This is a genomic window from Aeromonas molluscorum (assembly GCF_051376105.1).
GTDB classification, from domain to species: Bacteria; Pseudomonadota; Gammaproteobacteria; order Enterobacterales; family Aeromonadaceae; genus Aeromonas; species Aeromonas molluscorum.
Genome location: NZ_JBPQCY010000001.1, coordinates 747,744 through 762,859 on the forward strand (window position 1 = coordinate 747,744; position 15,116 = coordinate 762,859).

The window sequence follows — 15,116 nt, forward strand, 5'->3', positions numbered from 1 at the left end:
ATGCCCTGCGGATGGGATCGATATCGCTGGCCAATAGCGGGCTGCAGCCGGGTAGAGACTCGTCTGGTCGTTATTGAGAGGTTTTCAGGCCAGGCTCGCACCTGATCAAGGGATGAGGAGTGGAGGACCTTGGGGGATGGGCGGCATCTTGCGGATATCGGAGGCGCCATGAGAGTGGCTGGCGATCGCGTTCAAAGGCGTCCATCGACAACCAGGCCGTGCTCCTGAGGCAGCCTTGATCCAGGAGACAGGCAGCATCCGAACAGAAACAGCTGTCTGGATCTGATCAGCCCGGCAGCCTGCGGCAAGAGGGCTATCACAAGCGGTATGATGAAAGTCTGGCGTCATCGTCGGCAGCCCGTGTTTCTTGTTGATGCTACTCACTATGCTCAAGCATTCTTAAGGGAGACTTAAGACCCAAATAAATACATCCAGGCCTCAGCCATCCCACTGCCTGTCCAGCATGTCAATTGGCCATAGGTCGCCTCCTGCCGGGTATGTTCCATCCCTATTGAGCCGATGAGGGGATGAACATCGTCCGGCTACGCTGCCGATTAAAAATAAAAACATTTAAAATCAAATGCTTGCTAAATGAATGGTGCAAAACCAGATAGTCGGCAAGGGATCTGACCGCCGTGGTGAGCCTGGCATCTGATCATCACGTTAATGCCCAGCCCAGCCAGAGCTGACCCCTGTCATACAACCCGAGGCTGTCGCTTCCACTGGCTATATCCACACGTTTATTACGGCTTGATCTATTTCTAGTTGAGGCGTCTAATAACTCCCTATGCAAACAAATGACTCACTTCCGCGCCGCCCCCGTGGCCGCCCTGCCCTCCACGGGCAATCCTATGCAGACACCCGTGACCTGCTGATCCGCCGTGGCATGGAGTTGCTGACCGAGCGGGGCATCAGTGCCACCTCCATAGATGAGGTGCTCAGATCCACCCAGATCCCCAAAGGCTCCTTCTATCACTACTTTGCCAGCAAGAGTGAGTTCACCCTGGCGGTGATGGATGCTTATCACCGCTACTTCTGCGCCAAGCTGACCCGCTATCTGGGGGATGGCAGCCAACCCCCCCTGACCAGGCTCGCAACCTTCGTCGATAGCGCCTGCCGGGGTATGGAGAGGTTTGATTTCAAACGCGGTTGTCTCATCGGCAACCTGGGTCAAGAGGTCGTCCAGCTCGAACCTGCACTGCGTCTGCGCCTCGAGCAGATCCTCTGCGCCTGGGAGGCGCTGCTCGCGCAATCGCTCAAGGACGCCATGACCACGGGAGATCTGGCCGCAGAGACCGACTGCGCGGCCCTTGCTCATGTGTTCTGGATCGGTTGGGAGGGGGCTGTGCTGCGGGCAAGATTGGTGAGGAGCACCGAGCCCATGATCTCTTTCCTGCAATTTTTCATGAAGATAGCGACCTGATTTTTACCGTTTATTAATAACCAACGAGTCCAATTAAGGGAGTACACAGATGTTCAAGGGTATCCTGATTGAGAAAGATGAGGCGGGCTATCGCGCCACCTACCAGGCCATCGCCCAGGAGACGTTGCCCGAGGGGGATGTCACTGTGGCCGTTGAGTGGTCATCGCTCAATTACAAAGACTGCCTGGCACTGACGGGGGCATCCCCGGTGGTACGCAAGTTCCCCATGATCCCGGGGATCGACTTCGCGGGCACAGTACTGGAGAGCAGCCACCCCGATTGGCAGGCTGGCGACAAGGTGGTACTCAATGGCTGGGGAGTCGGTGAAACCCATTGCGGTGGGCTGGCCGAACAAGCCAGGGTCAAGGGAGAGTGGCTGGTTGCCCTGCCCCCTCGCTTCAGTGCCCGGGAGGCCATGGCCATTGGCACGGCCGGTTATACCGCCATGCTCTGCGTACTGGCGCTGGAAAAGCACGGCGTGACTCCGGGAGATGGCAGCATTCTGGTCACTGGCGCCAATGGCGGCGTTGGCAGTGTGGCCATTGCCCTGCTGGCCAAGCTGGGCTACCGAGTCGTCGCCTCCACCGGGCGTCTCGCCGAAGCGGATTACCTCAAGTCACTGGGCGCGGCAGAAGTGCTCGACCGCAGCGAGCTGTCCGAACCGGGTCGCCCCCTTGGCAAGGAGCGCTGGGCTGGCGTCGTGGACACCGTGGGCAGCCACACCCTGGCTAATGCCTGCGCGACGACCCGCTACGGCGGCGTCGTGACGGCATGCGGACTGGCTGGCGGCATGGACTTCCCCTCTACCGTGATGCCTTTCATTCTGCGTGGCGTGACGCTTTGTGGCATAGACAGCGTCATGGCCCCGCTCTCCCTGCGCCATCAAGCATGGGACAGATTGGCCGAGGATCTCGACATCGAGCGCCTCAACCTCCTCACCCAGGAAATCCCCCTCTCCCAGGCCGTCGCGCACGGTGACGCCTTCCTGGCGGGTCAGGTACGCGGCCGGATAGTGGTCAACATCCAAGGCTGATCCCAACCCCAGGCGGGCAACGTCCCCGCCTGGGTGTTCAACCACTTCGCCATCCTCTCTTCTCGACCTGACGCCACAAGGAGGCGTTCACTTGTCTGATCCCCCTACTCGGCTCGGCTCGGCTCGGCTCGGCAGTGGCCAACACAATATGGACCGATAAGCAGAAAAACCTGAGGCCCTCCTTGAATGGCCTTAGTTCATTGCATTCGTTGATGGCGCCCCGACTTGGACTTGGACTTGGACTTGGACTTGGACTTGGAAAAGCATACCTTTCAACGGCGAATGTGAAACTACCAAGATAAATGTCGGCTCTGTGCCCTAGGCAGTCCACGACCTCAGCGACCAGGGTCACCGCCAGTAACGCCAAGTGGAGCTGGACGAACTGCCAGAATCAATCTGTGTGGATAAGAAGTGAACACTGAGGAAAAAACAAAAAGGCCGCTATCGCCAGCCTTCTTCGTCAGTCTTTGATCTTAATGGCAACAACACATCTATCGAAATGGATGCCTATCTTGCTCACAGGGCGTGGTGTTACCTATGGCTTGAAATATGAGTAGCTAACTGTTCAGCGATAAACTGCATCCCATCGATACTCGCCCAGACTACGGCGGCGCCTTATTTTGGTGGCATCAGGTTGATGCTATCAACCTGAACCTGAGAACACCTAGGGTATGTGGTGGCCCACATCCGTGCGGGAGCCTAGCCCCGGCCTCCGCGGCCAGAAACTATCCGCATCTCCAATATCAGGCAGATTGGCATTGAGAATGGTTCAAATACCTATTTTCTCATCAGTGTGCCGCGAGCCCCCGAGTTTACTGGTCTCGTCATTGGGCCACATAATGTAATAGCCGAGGGTTTCAGCTCTGACCTGTCCAACAGGCTCGCCATAACTCTGGATTACGCCTCCTTTGAAAACCGGCAATAGATTCCGCCATGGCCGGGTGATCCATGATGTGATCTCAGCCGCTACCAGCCACGCGAAGGGGCAGGCATACTGTTCACCCCCTAGGCAACCCAGCACCGTTTTTACCGACCTATCCGCTTGCGATATCATTCTGTTCGATTCGCCGGCAGCGGAGTCGTCTCCAAAATTGATCTCAGCAACTCAGGCGTGACCGCAGTTGCAATTGCCACGAAGGGGATGCTCCACAGGCATCACTGACAGATTCTAACCTGCAGGTAGCCGTATCAGGGTCGGTGCCCCCGCCAACCACAGACTAGACAAACATACAAAACTGATTGGTTGTACTATCTGGCCCACCACCGTTGACCTGTCCGCCATCGTAGCAACAAGCGACTGTGTTTTCATTACGGGGGAGCGGGCCCAACCCTTCCAGCAATCTGGACGTTTTGACAATGTCTCTTCGACAAGCGAACCACATACTTTAAGTAAGGTGTATATGCCCGATATCTCACCGGTTTACCACGCACTGATGGCTGTTGCAGGACAGACCATTATCGGCACCCGCTATAGCCTGTGGGGGGTGGGAGGAGCCCTGGGCTGCCTCTGGTTCATCGCTCGTGAGCATACGCAAGCCGAGTATCGCTGGATCGCCATGTTAGGCCATGGCAAGCGCGCCAATATGTGTACAGATCTAGTTATCACCTGACACCGGCCTCAAACCGGTGTCAAGCCCCGCATTCTCTGCGTGCCGGACAACTGCACCTTAGCCGTGGCCACCGCCCTGGCTGGCATGGCCAAGAAACTGCGCGCCTTTGCCTACGTGCCGACCATCGCCGACACCATCGAAGCCGCACTGGCCTACCGTGAAAACTTCACCAGCCGTGAACTGATGTTGATCCATGCAGACTGGACGGCGTGGGACGTTGCCGACAATGCCAGCGTCAAGCTCGATGCCTGCCTCAAAGCCGCCGCACTGCGGGCGCTCATAGACAAAGAGATCGGCTGGCACAAGACCCTGTCCAACGTCGCCGTGACCGGGGTTGATGGCACGACCAAATCTCTGTTCTGGGATCTGCAAGACCCCGACACCGAGGTCGGCCTGCTCAACGCCAACGAGGTGACTTGCCTGATCCAGGCCAACGGCTTCCGCTATTGGGGCAACCGCACCTGTTCGGACGATCCCCTGTTCGCCTTCGAGAACTACACCCGCACCGCCCAGATCCTGGCTGACACCATGGCCGAGGCGCACATGTGGGCCGTCGACAAGCCCATGACCCCCACCCTGGTGAAAGACATCATCGAGGGCATCAAGGCCAAGGGCCGCGAACTGGTCACCGGCGGGTACCTGCTCGGCTTCGACTGCTGGTACAACGAGGAGCTCAACGACAAAGACACCCTCAAGGCTGGCAAGCTGCGCATCGATTACGACTACACCCCGGTACCGCCGCTCGAAGACCTCGGCTTCCAGCAGCGCATCACCGATTCCTACCTGATCGACTTTGGCGCCCGCGTCGCGGCCGCCGCATAAGGAGCCCCCATGTCACTGCCTCGCAAAATCAAACGCCTCAATGTCTTTCTCAATGGCGACAACTGGGTCGGTGAAGCGGAAGACTTCACCCCGGCCAAGCTCTCCCGCAAGTTCGAAGCCTATCGTGGCGGCGGCATGGGCGGCGCCGTCAACATCGACATGGGGTTGGATGACAGCGCGCTTGATGTCTCCTTCACCTTCGGCGGTTACGGCGACCAGCTCCTGCGCTGCATGGGTGAGCCCAAAGCTGACGGCACTAGCCTGCGTTTTGCGGGTTCAACCCAACGTGATGACACTGGTGAAGTGATAGCCGTCGAGATCGTCTGATTGGCGGCATAAGCGCCAAATGGGAAAGTCTGAAAAACAAGATAAAAGCCCTCACCGACCTGCTGCCTGATTGGATGAAAGGGGGCGGTTCAGTCGCGGCCAACGTCAAGCAATCGGGATACCTTACCGGCAACTACAACACCCCTGCATTGGCCGGTGGGTCCGGATACGGCCCACGTATAGTTGCCACTCCCAAACCGGTGGCCAGAGGCAGCACCACCACCCAGATCAACGCCCCGATCCACATCGTCCAGCAACCAGGGCAATCCGGCGCGGACGTGGCGCAAGAGGTCAGCCGCGAACTGGATCGGCGCGAGCGGCAGGCCGCCGCCAGAGGCCGGTCCTCTCTGACCGACCGCAACTAAGGAGCTGACACCATGATGATGACCCTGGGCTGGTTCGTATTTATGCGCTCGACCTTGGCCCCCCTTACCCAACAAGACGACCGGGCATGGCGTCACCCTGGCAATAACCGGGTCGGCGCCCGCCCGGGCTATCAGTACCTCGGCCCGGATGACGAAACCAGCACCTTCAGCGGGGTGCTACTCCCCGAGCTGACCGGTGGCCCCGTCTCCCTCGATATGCTCAATCAGATGGGCGACAGTGGCCAAGCCTTCCCCCTGATCCAGGGCGATGGTGTGATGCGTGGCTCCTTCGTGATCGAGAGCATCGGCACCACCCGCAGCGAGTTCTTCGCTGATGGCACCGCCAGAAAAATCGAGTTCACCATCAAGCTAAAGCGGGTCGATGACAACGACAGCTCGCTCGGCAACACATTGCTGGGCCGAACCGCTGGCAACCTGGTTGGGCGATTAGGTGTGGGTAAACTGATCAGCAGTGTCGGTGGCAAACTCGGGGGGATCCTGTGATGGACGCCTTCAACCAGTTCGGCAGCCGCCTGGCCGAGAATGTAGGTATCACCAATCCGCTCGATGCCCTGCGCCAAGGCCATCCGATACCGGGATATCAGGTGTTGGTTGATGGCAATGACATCTCAGCGGCCATCCGTCCACGCCTTATGTCGATGTCCATCACTGACAACCGGGGCTTTTCGGCCGACACCATCGAGATCATCCTCGATGACAGCGATGGCAAGCTCGACATGCCACGCCGAGGTGCCACCCTGCGAGCCCTCATCGGCTGGCAAGGCAGCGCCCTGGTCGACAAGGGCACCTACAAAATCGACGAAGTGGAGCACGGCGGGGCCCCTGACGTGCTTACCATCAGGGGCAAATCGGCCGACCTGCGCGGCGGCATGAACAAGCTGCGCGAGCGCAGCTGGCATCAAGCCACCGTCAGCAGCATCGTCGAACAGCTCGCCGCCCCCTATCAGCTCACCCCCTGCGTCGGTGACTCGCTCAAGGGACAACTGATCGACCACATCGACCAGACCAACGAAAGCGATCTCGCCTTTCTCACCCGCCTGGCTGGCCAGTGCGATGCCATCGCCACCGTCAAATCTGCCAGACTGATGTTCATCAAGGCGGGCCAGGGCACCACCGCGAGTGGCCAGCCCCTGCCCGCCATCACCATCACCCGTAGGGATGGCGATCAGCATCGTTTCTCGGTTGCCGACCGGGATGCGTACACCGGCGTGACCGCCTACTGGCAAGACAACAAGACCGCCGAGAAAATGAAAATCGAGGTGAAGCGCAAGAAGATGGCCAAACCGAAGCAGGAACGGCCATTGCCGCCCGGGGTCGTGGTCAACAAGAAAGAAAACGAGCTGCTGGTCGGCAGCAGCGAGAACGTCAAAGAGCTACGCCACATCTACGCCAACCAAAATAACGCCATGCGGGCCGCCCGGGCTGAATGGGAAAAGCTACAGCGCGGCGTGGCCGAGTTCAACATCACCCTGGCAAAGGGACGCCCCGAGCTCTACCCGGAACAACCCACCACCGTCAGGGGTTTCAAACCCGACATTGACGCGGCTCCCTGGCTACTCACCCAGGTGGTCCATGACCTCACCAATCAGGGCTACACCAACCGCCTGCAACTCGAAGTGAAGCTGGAAGAACTGCCGGAATAATTCTGTGTGGATCAAATGTGGACACTGAGGAAAAAACAAAAAGGCCACTATCGCTAGTGGCCTTCGTAAGTCTTTGATTTTAATGGTGCCCGAGGCCGGAATCGAACCGGCACGCCTCGAAAAGCGAGGGATTTTAAATCCCTTGTGTCTACCGATTTCACCACTCGGGCACCGCAATCGGTATCAAGCTCGCAGTGCAAGCTTATCAATATGGAGGCACGTTCCGGAGTCGAACCGGACTAAACGGATTTGCAATCCGCTGCATAACCGCTTTGCTAACGCGCCATGCAAAAGAGAGTTGGCTCTCTATTGTCAAAATTTGGAGCGGGAAACGAGACTCGAACTCGCGACCCCGACCTTGGCAAGGTCGTGCTCTACCAACTGAGCTATTCCCGCAGGGTCTGGCGTAACGCCTGACTACGAGACGCATTCTAGCGATGCTGGCTCACCAGTCAACCCCAAATATTTAATACTCTGATCGTTCGACCATTTTTTACACTTTTTGTCTTTTTTCAGTGCTTGTTGTCATTACTTCGACCCAAAGCACTAAACCACTACTCTTGCTCCAGGCACACTAGCGGGCGGGCAGTGGAGATGATAGGGCGTTTTCGATCAGAAGCGGGAGTGGTAGGTGAGATCCGCCCAGGCCGCTCTCAGGTACTGGAACATGGACCAGAAGGTGAGCACTGTCGCAACATAGAGCAGCAGGTAAGAGCACCATACCATCCAGATATCATATTGCCAGATGAGGCCGGTTAGCGAGGCCATCTGGATCATGGTCTTCCACTTGCCAATCCAGCTTACCGCCACCGAGGAGCGCTTGCCGAGCTCGGCCATCCATTCGCGCAGGGCCGAGATGATGATCTCGCGCCCTATCATGGTCATGGCGGGTATGGTGACCCAGACGGTGTTGTAGTGTTCGACGATGACGACCAGGGCGGCGGCGACCATGATCTTGTCGGCGACGGGATCGAGAAAGGCCCCGAAGGCGGTGGACTGGTTGAGCTTGCGGGCCAGGTAGCCATCGAACCAGTCGGTGGCTGCCGCCAGGAAGAAGACGACAGCCGCCGCCAGATAGGACCACTGGTAGGGTAAATAGAACAGGACGACGAAGACGGGGATCAGCAATATCCGGAAAAACGTCAAAAGATTAGGAATATTTGTCATTATTTTCAGCCACTTCTTGTATGCCGCTAGATGGTAGCCCCAAGCCGGTTACCGTGGCAACCGGGCTGGCACCCGCCTTAGTTTATTAATCCATCAATAACCTTGAAATACCGGGCCATTATGACATTTTGGCCCCCTCCCCGTCACGGCCCTTATGCATGCCGTGATGCTCAATGGCCGTGCAGCGCCTCATGAATGGCTTGTGCCAGTTCGGTACTGATGCCGGGTACCCGGGCCAGATCATCAACGCTGGCCTTCTTCACCTCCTGCAGGCCCCCCAGATACTTGAGCAGCGCCTGACGCCGTTTCGGGCCCACCCCCGGGATATCTTCCAGGGTACTGGTGGTGCGCGCCTTGGCACGGCGAGCCCTGTGACCCGTGATGGCGAAGCGGTGAGATTCGTCACGGATGTGCTGGATCAAGTGCAGAGCGGGCATGTCTGCCGGCAGATGAAGCTCTTCATGGCTCTCTCCCATGATGAGGGTCTCCAACCCCGCCTTGCGGGTTACCCCCTTGGCGATGCCGATAAGCAGGGGATGCTTGCCCCCCAAAAAATCCAGCTGGCGAGCCAGTATCTCCTCGGCGCGGCGCAACTGACCGAGACCGCCATCGATGAAGAGCACATCCGGCACCTTGTCCGGCTCCTGCTGCTTGCCAAAACGGCGCTCCAGCACCTGCTCCATGGCGGCATAGTCATCACCACCGGTGATCCCCTCGATGTTGAAGCGACGATACTCGGCGCTGAAGGGCCCATCGCGGTTGAACACCACGCAAGACGCCACGGTACGCTCCCCCATGGTGTGGGAAATATCGAAGCACTCCATGCGGTTGATGGGGCCATCGAGTTCGAGCAACTCCTCGAGCTGAGCCAGACGCGCCGCCATTGTGCTCTGATGAGCCAGACGCGAGCGCAGCGCACTCTGGGCATTGATGGCGGCAAGCTTGATGAAGCGGGCCCGCTCGGCCCGAGTGCGGCTCTGCACCCGCACCTTGTAACCCGCGGTCTGGCTCAGGGTGTCGGCGATGAGTGCCTCATCCTCCAGGGCCACATCGAGCAGCACTTCGCTGGGGATCTGACGCCCGCCCTGCCCCGACAGGTAAAACTGCAGCAGGAAAGACTGCACCACCTCATCGAGATCGGTATCGGCGGGCACCTTGGGGAAATAGCTGCGCGAGCCTAGCACCTTGCCCTGGCGAATGAATAGCACATGGATACAAGCGGTACCTTGTTCGAAGGCCACCCCGACCACGTCCAGCTCGTCCAGCACGTTGCCGCTCACCGACTGCTGCTCAGTCACCCTGCGCAGCGCCTGGATCTGATCCCGATAGCGGGCCGCCTCCTCGAAACGCAGATCACCACTGGCAGACTCCATCTTGCCCACCAGCGAGCCTATTACCTGCTGGTTTTTGCCCGCCAGAAACAATCGGGCTAGCTCGACCTGCTGGGCATACTCCTCTTCGCTCACCAGACCGGCCACGCAGGGACCGGCGCAACGCTTGAGTTGATAGAGCAGGCAGGGGCGACTGCGGTTGGCATAAACCGCATCTTCGCATTGACGCACCGGAAATATTTTCTGCATCAGGTGCAGACTCTCCCGTACCGCGCCTCCTGAGGGGTAAGGGCCGAAATAGTCGCCCTTTAACTTGCGCGCCCCCCGGTGCAGGCCGATCCGCGGATGGCGGTGGCCGGTGATGACTATCCAGGGGTAGGACTTGTCATCGCGTAGCAGCACGTTGTAACGCGGTTGATATTGCTTGATGAGGTTGTGCTCGAGGATCAGCGCCTCGGTCTCGGTGTGGGTCACCGTCACCTGAATATCGCTGATCTGGCGCACCAGGGTACGGGTCTTGATGCTGTCGACCTTGCTGCGAAAATAGGAGGCGAGCCGATTTTTCAGATCCTTCGCCTTGCCCACATAGATGACGGTGCCGCCACTGTCATACATGCGGTAGACGCCGCTCTGGTGGCTGACCACCTTGAGGAAGGCTTTGCTGTCGAAGGAAGAGGGGGGGCTGGTAGTCATAAGGCTCTCGGCTTGGCAGCGAAACGAAAGGGCTTGGATGGCAGCAGCTTACCTTGCCGCCGCCCAAAAACGCAAAAGGCGGCTCAAGCCGCCTCTTTATATTTCACTCGCATCCATCGTTACAGGGTATCGGCATCGAGCATGCCATAACGAATGGCCAGATGAGTGAGCTCTACATCGCCATTGATATCGAGCTTGCTAAACAGCCGGTAACGGTAGCTGTTGACCGTTTTCGGGCTCAGATTGAGCTGCTCTGAGATATCGGTCACCTTCTGACCCTTGGTGATCATCATCATGATCTGCAGTTCGCGCTCGGACAGAGACTTGAAGGGGTTCTCGTCGGCGGAGGCAAACTGGCTTAGCGCCATCTGCTGGGCTATCTCGGGGGAGATGTAACGCTGCCCCGAGTGTACCAGGCGAATGGCATGGATCATCTCTTCCGGCGCAGCACCCTTGGTGAGATAGCCGGCGGCCCCCGCCTGCATCACCTTGGTCGGGAAGGGATTTTCAGAATGAATGGTCAGCACTATGATGCGAACATCGGGCCGCAACCTCAGGATCTTGCGGGTCGCTTCCAGCCCGCCGATACCAGGCATGTTCATATCCATCAGGATCACATCCGGGTGATGTTGACGGCAGAAAGTGACCGCCAATTCGCCACTCTGTACCTCGCCCACCACCTTGATACCACGGACGTCTTCCAGAATGCGTCTTATCCCTGTACGCACCAACTCATGATCATCGACCAGGAATACATTTATCACCCAAACACCCCGTTTCTTATCTTGTTATGCGCCAGTTAGGGTTAACACGGCGTCTTGCATCATAACCAAACTGATCGATTTGGCAAATCATGGCGGGGAAAAGTTTGAGGAAGCACATAAATAACGTTATTAATCAAATAACTATATAAGCCATCAACAAAAAACGGCCTCCGAAGATGCCGTTTCAACCATGGGAAGCACCATCAAGATGCCGCCAGCAGGGCCCGTACCTTGTCCAGATCGGCCTGGGTATCGACACCCACCGGCGGCGCCTCCAGCGCCTGGGCCACATGGATCTTCTCGCCATACCAGAGCACCCGCAGCTGCTCGAGAGACTCCACCTGTTCGAGCTGACTCGGCGCCCAGGCCACATAGCGCTCGATGAAACCAGCGCGATAGGCATAGATACCGATATGGCGCTGGAACCAGGGGCCTACCTGCTCCTTGCTGGCAGCGAAGCCATCTCTATCCCAGGGAATGGGAGCACGGCTGAAGTAGAGGGCGTAGCCATCCTTGTCGGTCACGACCTTGACCGCATTGGGATTGAACACCTCCTCCGCCGCTGTGATGGGCACCGACAGAGTGGCCATGGGCGCACTGGCCCCGGCCAGGTTATCGGCCACCTGACGGATAATCGCCGGGGGAATGAGTGGCTCATCCCCTTGCACATTGACCACTATGGTATCGGCTGCAAAGCCGTAGTGACGGCACACCTCGGCCAGGCGCTCGGTACCAGACTGGTGATCGGCGGAGGTCATGCACACCTCGACCCCGCTCTCGCACAGGGCAGCACGCACCCGCTCATCATCAGTGGCAACAATGACTCGCTCGGCCCCGGACTGGTGCGCCTTGGCCACCACATGGGCGATCATCGGCCGACCATGGATGTCTGCCAGGGGCTTGCCTGGCAGACGGGTTGAGGCGTAACGAGCCGGAATGACCACCACGAAGCTCATGAGGGCAGCTCATCACTGGTCAGGCTACGGGCACGGTTCTCCAGCAGCACGGGGATACCCTCTTCCAGGGGATAGGCCAGTTTGTCGAAGCGGCAGATGAGTTCGCCCGCTTCCTTGTGGTATTGCAGTTTGCCCTTGCAGACCGGGCAGGCAATGATGTCGAGCAGCTTAATGTCCAGTGCCAAAACGAGACTCCTTCAAGGATTTCAACAGGGTGTCGAGCAATGCCTGAGGCAGCTCGGCACTGACCGGCAGATACCACCAATTCGGCTGCGCAAAGGCGCGGCACTTGACGGCATCTTTCTCGGTCATAAACAGGGGACGATCCGCAAAACGGGCGAGAAGCTCGCTGCGATCGAAGGGGTGATGATCCGCGTACCCCTGAGCCTGGCGCAGCTTATAACCCAGCTCGGTCAGGGTCGCAAAGAAACGAGGGGGATGGCCGATACCCGCCAGGGCATCGATCTCGGGCCCCAAGGGAGCATCCGGGGACGCATCGTCCAGCACCCGGCGTGGCTTGGCCGCCACCAGCTGCATACCGTACTCCCCGGGGCCAGGTTCACCACCGTTACAGAGCACGGCATGAACGCGCCTGAGCCTGGAAAGGGGTTCCCGTAGTGGTCCCATGGGCAGCAGGCAGCGGTTGCCAAAGCGGCGCACGCCATCCACCACCACCAGTTCGATATCTCGCGCCAGGGCGTAGTGCTGCAGGCCATCGTCGGTAATGATGATGTCTACTTCGCCACTTGCCTCAAGCAGTCGCACCGCATCGGCCCGCACTGGCGCCACCACCACGGGGCAGCCACAACGGCGGGCGATGAGCACCGGCTCGTCCCCCGCCTCTGCGGTCGTACTGCCAGCATCGAGTCGATAAGGATAATGGGGAGCCTTGCCACCATAACCGCGGCTGACCACACCGGGTCGCCAGCCACGAGCCTGCAACTGCTCCACCAGCCAGATCACCACCGGCGTCTTGCCATTGCCGCCAACCGAGAGGTTGCCGACCACGATCACCGGCAGACCGGCGCGATAGGCCCCCAGCCAGCCACGCCGAAAAGCAAGGCGACGCAGGCCGCTGATGAGGCCAAACAGCAGGGCAAAGGGGGCCAGCAACCAGCGCCAGCCACTCTGCCCATACCAGAGCCGAGCCAGCATCAGCCTTTATTTCCCACAGACATGTCGCCAAACTGGATGGCGCGCAGCTGGGCATAGGTGCCCCCATGAGCCATCAAGGCTTCATGGTTGCCGCGCTCGACGATGCGCCCCTCATCAATCACCAGGATCTCGTCCGCCTTCTCTATGGTGGAGAGGCGATGCGCGATCACCAGGGAGGTGCGGGCCTTGCAGAGCTCGTCGATGGCGGCCTGAATGTGACGCTCGGATTCGGTATCCAGTGCGGACGTCGCTTCATCGAGCAGCAGCACGGGGGCATCGCGCAACAGGGCGCGGGCGATGGCGATACGCTGGCGCTGGCCACCGGACAGTGAGGCGCCATTCTCGCCCACCACGGTATCGTAACCCTCGCTCATCTTGCTGACGAACTCATCGGCATGGGCCACCACGGCGGCATGACGGATCTGCTCGAGGCTATAGCGATCTCCGGCAGCATAGGCGATGTTGTTGGCGACACTGTCGTTGAACAGATGCACATGCTGGGAAACCAGGGCGTATTGCTTGCGCAGATCGCTCAAGCGGTACTCCTGGATGTTGATCCCATCGAGCAGGATCTCCCCTTCGTCTATGTCGTAGAAACGGGTCAGCAGGCTGGCGATGGTACTCTTGCCAGAGCCCGAGCGCCCCACCAGCGCCACGGACTTGCCCGCCTCGACCTTGAAGCTGACATTGTGCAGCGCCGGGGTCAGCTTGGTCGGGTAGGTAAAGGTGACATTGCGAAACTCGATCTCGCCCCGGGCCCTGTCCAGAGGACGCGTACCGGTATCGGGTTCAGGTTCGCTGTCGAGCAGGCCAAACAGACTCTGGCAGGCAGTGATGCCCTTCTGGAACTGGTTGTTGATGTCGGTCAGGCTTTTCAGCGGCTTGAGCAGCATCATCATCGAGGTGATCATGACGGTGAAGGTGCCCGCAGTCAGGGTCTCACGCACCCCGTCGACCGTCGCCGCATAAAGGAAGACAGCCAGGGCGATGGACGCCACCATCTGCACCACGGGTGTGCCGATGGCATTGGCCGCGACCATTTTCATGTTTTGCTGACGCATATGGTTGCTGACGCGGAAGAAGCGCTTGGACTCCACCTCCTGGCCACCGAACATCAACACCTCCTTGTGACCCTTGAGCATCTGCTCGGTCGAGGTGGTAATGTTGCCCATCGCCTTCTGGATCTGACGGCTGATGGTGCGGAAACGGCGGCTGATGAAGCTAATCAAGACACCGACCACGGGGCCCACCACCAGGAAGATGATGGAGAGCTGCCAGGAGTGCCAGAACATCAAGCCGAGCAGGCCAATAACGGTCGCCCCCTCTCGCACGATGGAGACCAGAGTCGAGCTCGCCGCAGAGGAGACCTGGCTCGCATCATAGGTCACCTTGGAGAGCAGGGCGCCGGTATTCTGCCGGTCGAAGAAGCTCATCGGCATGGCCATCAGATGATTGAACACCTGCTGCTGCAACTTGAGCACCACATGGTTACCGACCCAGGCCATGCAGAACGTGGAAAGGAAGGTTGCGACGCCGCGCAGCGCGACTATGCCCAATACGAAGAAGGGCATCCAGGTCAGCACCGTCTTGTCGTTACCATTGATACCCTGATCGATCAGCGGCTTGATGGAGTAGACGAAGGCGGTGTCGACCGCCGCATAGCCCAGCATGCCGATGATGCCGCCCGCCAGACCCAGCTTGCGATCGCGAACGTAGGCGAGCAGCCGCTTGAACACGGGCCAGCTCTCTTGAGAGGTATCTTGAGAGTTATCTTGTTGCATGAATCGCCGTTATAAATGGGAAATG

At 58.9% G+C, this 15,116-nt stretch carries 13 protein-coding genes, 3 tRNA genes and 2 pseudogenes; 8 read left to right on the forward strand and 10 right to left on the reverse strand.

The window, feature by feature from the left end; genetic code table 11:
* The first annotated feature begins 787 nt into the window (after positions 1-787).
* The 8 genes and pseudogenes from acuR (at position 788) to ACSMDR_RS03620 (ending at position 7,244) form a co-directional block, all read left to right on the forward strand.
* Positions 788-1,423, forward strand: a complete 636-nt coding sequence (gene acuR, locus ACSMDR_RS03585; protein WP_436467050.1) for an acrylate utilization transcriptional regulator AcuR — start codon at positions 788-790, stop codon at positions 1,421-1,423.
* 49 nt (positions 1,424-1,472) lie between these two features.
* Positions 1,473-2,456, forward strand: coding sequence for an acrylyl-CoA reductase (NADPH) (acuI, locus tag ACSMDR_RS03590; RefSeq protein WP_436467052.1), 984 nt, complete (start codon positions 1,473-1,475; stop codon positions 2,454-2,456).
* A 1,400-nt stretch (positions 2,457-3,856) separates the two neighbouring features.
* Positions 3,857-4,066 carry a hypothetical protein gene (locus ACSMDR_RS03595; protein WP_436467053.1) on the forward strand — a complete coding sequence of 70 codons (210 nt, stop codon included), beginning with the start codon at positions 3,857-3,859 and terminating at the stop codon, positions 4,064-4,066.
* 6 nt (positions 4,067-4,072) lie between these two features.
* Positions 4,073-4,888, forward strand: a pseudogene (locus tag ACSMDR_RS03600) (phage tail sheath C-terminal domain-containing protein); the annotation flags it as partial.
* Positions 4,889-4,897: 9 nt separating this feature from the next.
* Positions 4,898-5,215: a phage major tail tube protein gene (locus ACSMDR_RS03605; RefSeq protein ID WP_436467054.1), complete on the forward strand. Its 318-nt coding sequence runs from the start codon at positions 4,898-4,900 to the stop codon at positions 5,213-5,215.
* A pseudogene (locus tag ACSMDR_RS03610) lies at positions 5,206-5,580 on the forward strand (phage tail tape measure protein); the annotation flags it as partial. The gene ACSMDR_RS03605 and the pseudogene ACSMDR_RS03610, both read left to right, overlap by 10 nt.
* A 12-nt stretch (positions 5,581-5,592) precedes the next feature.
* The gene (locus ACSMDR_RS03615) at positions 5,593-6,084 is read left to right on the forward strand and encodes a phage tail protein (RefSeq protein WP_436467055.1); all 492 of its coding nucleotides are present in this window, start codon (positions 5,593-5,595) and stop codon (positions 6,082-6,084) included.
* Positions 6,084-7,244 (forward strand): phage late control D family protein, encoded by a 1,161-nt coding sequence (locus tag ACSMDR_RS03620; protein ID WP_436467056.1) that lies wholly within the window; start codon positions 6,084-6,086, stop codon positions 7,242-7,244. Before ACSMDR_RS03615 ends, ACSMDR_RS03620 begins: the two co-directional genes overlap by 1 nt.
* An 83-nt stretch (positions 7,245-7,327) precedes the next feature.
* Here ACSMDR_RS03620 and ACSMDR_RS03625 read toward each other — a convergent pair.
* The 10 genes from ACSMDR_RS03625 to msbA form a co-directional block, all read right to left on the reverse strand.
* A tRNA-Leu gene (locus ACSMDR_RS03625) sits at positions 7,328-7,414 on the reverse strand.
* 41 nt (positions 7,415-7,455) lie between these two features.
* Positions 7,456-7,529: transfer RNA gene (locus ACSMDR_RS03630), tRNA-Cys, on the reverse strand.
* 35 nt (positions 7,530-7,564) lie between these two features.
* Positions 7,565-7,640: transfer RNA gene (locus ACSMDR_RS03635), tRNA-Gly, on the reverse strand.
* 216 nt (positions 7,641-7,856) lie between these two features.
* Entirely contained in the window at positions 7,857-8,411 is a 555-nt protein-coding gene (gene pgsA / locus ACSMDR_RS03640) for a CDP-diacylglycerol--glycerol-3-phosphate 3-phosphatidyltransferase (protein WP_040319236.1), read from the reverse strand.
* 170 nt (positions 8,412-8,581) lie between these two features.
* On the reverse strand, positions 8,582-10,435 hold the full coding sequence (uvrC, locus tag ACSMDR_RS03645; protein WP_436467057.1) for an excinuclease ABC subunit UvrC: 1,854 nt from the start codon (positions 10,433-10,435) through the stop codon (positions 8,582-8,584).
* 119 nt (positions 10,436-10,554) lie between these two features.
* The gene (gene uvrY / locus ACSMDR_RS03650; RefSeq protein WP_005904670.1) at positions 10,555-11,199 is read right to left on the reverse strand and encodes a UvrY/SirA/GacA family response regulator transcription factor; all 645 of its coding nucleotides are present in this window, start codon (positions 11,197-11,199) and stop codon (positions 10,555-10,557) included.
* A 203-nt stretch (positions 11,200-11,402) separates the two neighbouring features.
* The gene (kdsB, locus tag ACSMDR_RS03655) at positions 11,403-12,155 is read right to left on the reverse strand and encodes a 3-deoxy-manno-octulosonate cytidylyltransferase (RefSeq protein WP_005904668.1); all 753 of its coding nucleotides are present in this window, start codon (positions 12,153-12,155) and stop codon (positions 11,403-11,405) included.
* Positions 12,152-12,340: a Trm112 family protein gene (locus ACSMDR_RS03660; protein WP_005904665.1), complete on the reverse strand. Its 189-nt coding sequence runs from the start codon at positions 12,338-12,340 to the stop codon at positions 12,152-12,154. The genes kdsB and ACSMDR_RS03660 overlap by 4 nt, the downstream gene beginning before the upstream one ends.
* Positions 12,324-13,310 (reverse strand): tetraacyldisaccharide 4'-kinase, encoded by a 987-nt coding sequence (lpxK, locus tag ACSMDR_RS03665; protein WP_436467059.1) that lies wholly within the window; start codon positions 13,308-13,310, stop codon positions 12,324-12,326. Before lpxK ends, ACSMDR_RS03660 begins: the two co-directional genes overlap by 17 nt.
* Entirely contained in the window at positions 13,310-15,091 is a 1,782-nt protein-coding gene (gene msbA / locus ACSMDR_RS03670) for a lipid A ABC transporter ATP-binding protein/permease MsbA (RefSeq protein ID WP_436467060.1), read from the reverse strand. Before msbA ends, lpxK begins: the two co-directional genes overlap by 1 nt.
* Between the last annotated feature and the right edge of the window lie 25 nt (positions 15,092-15,116).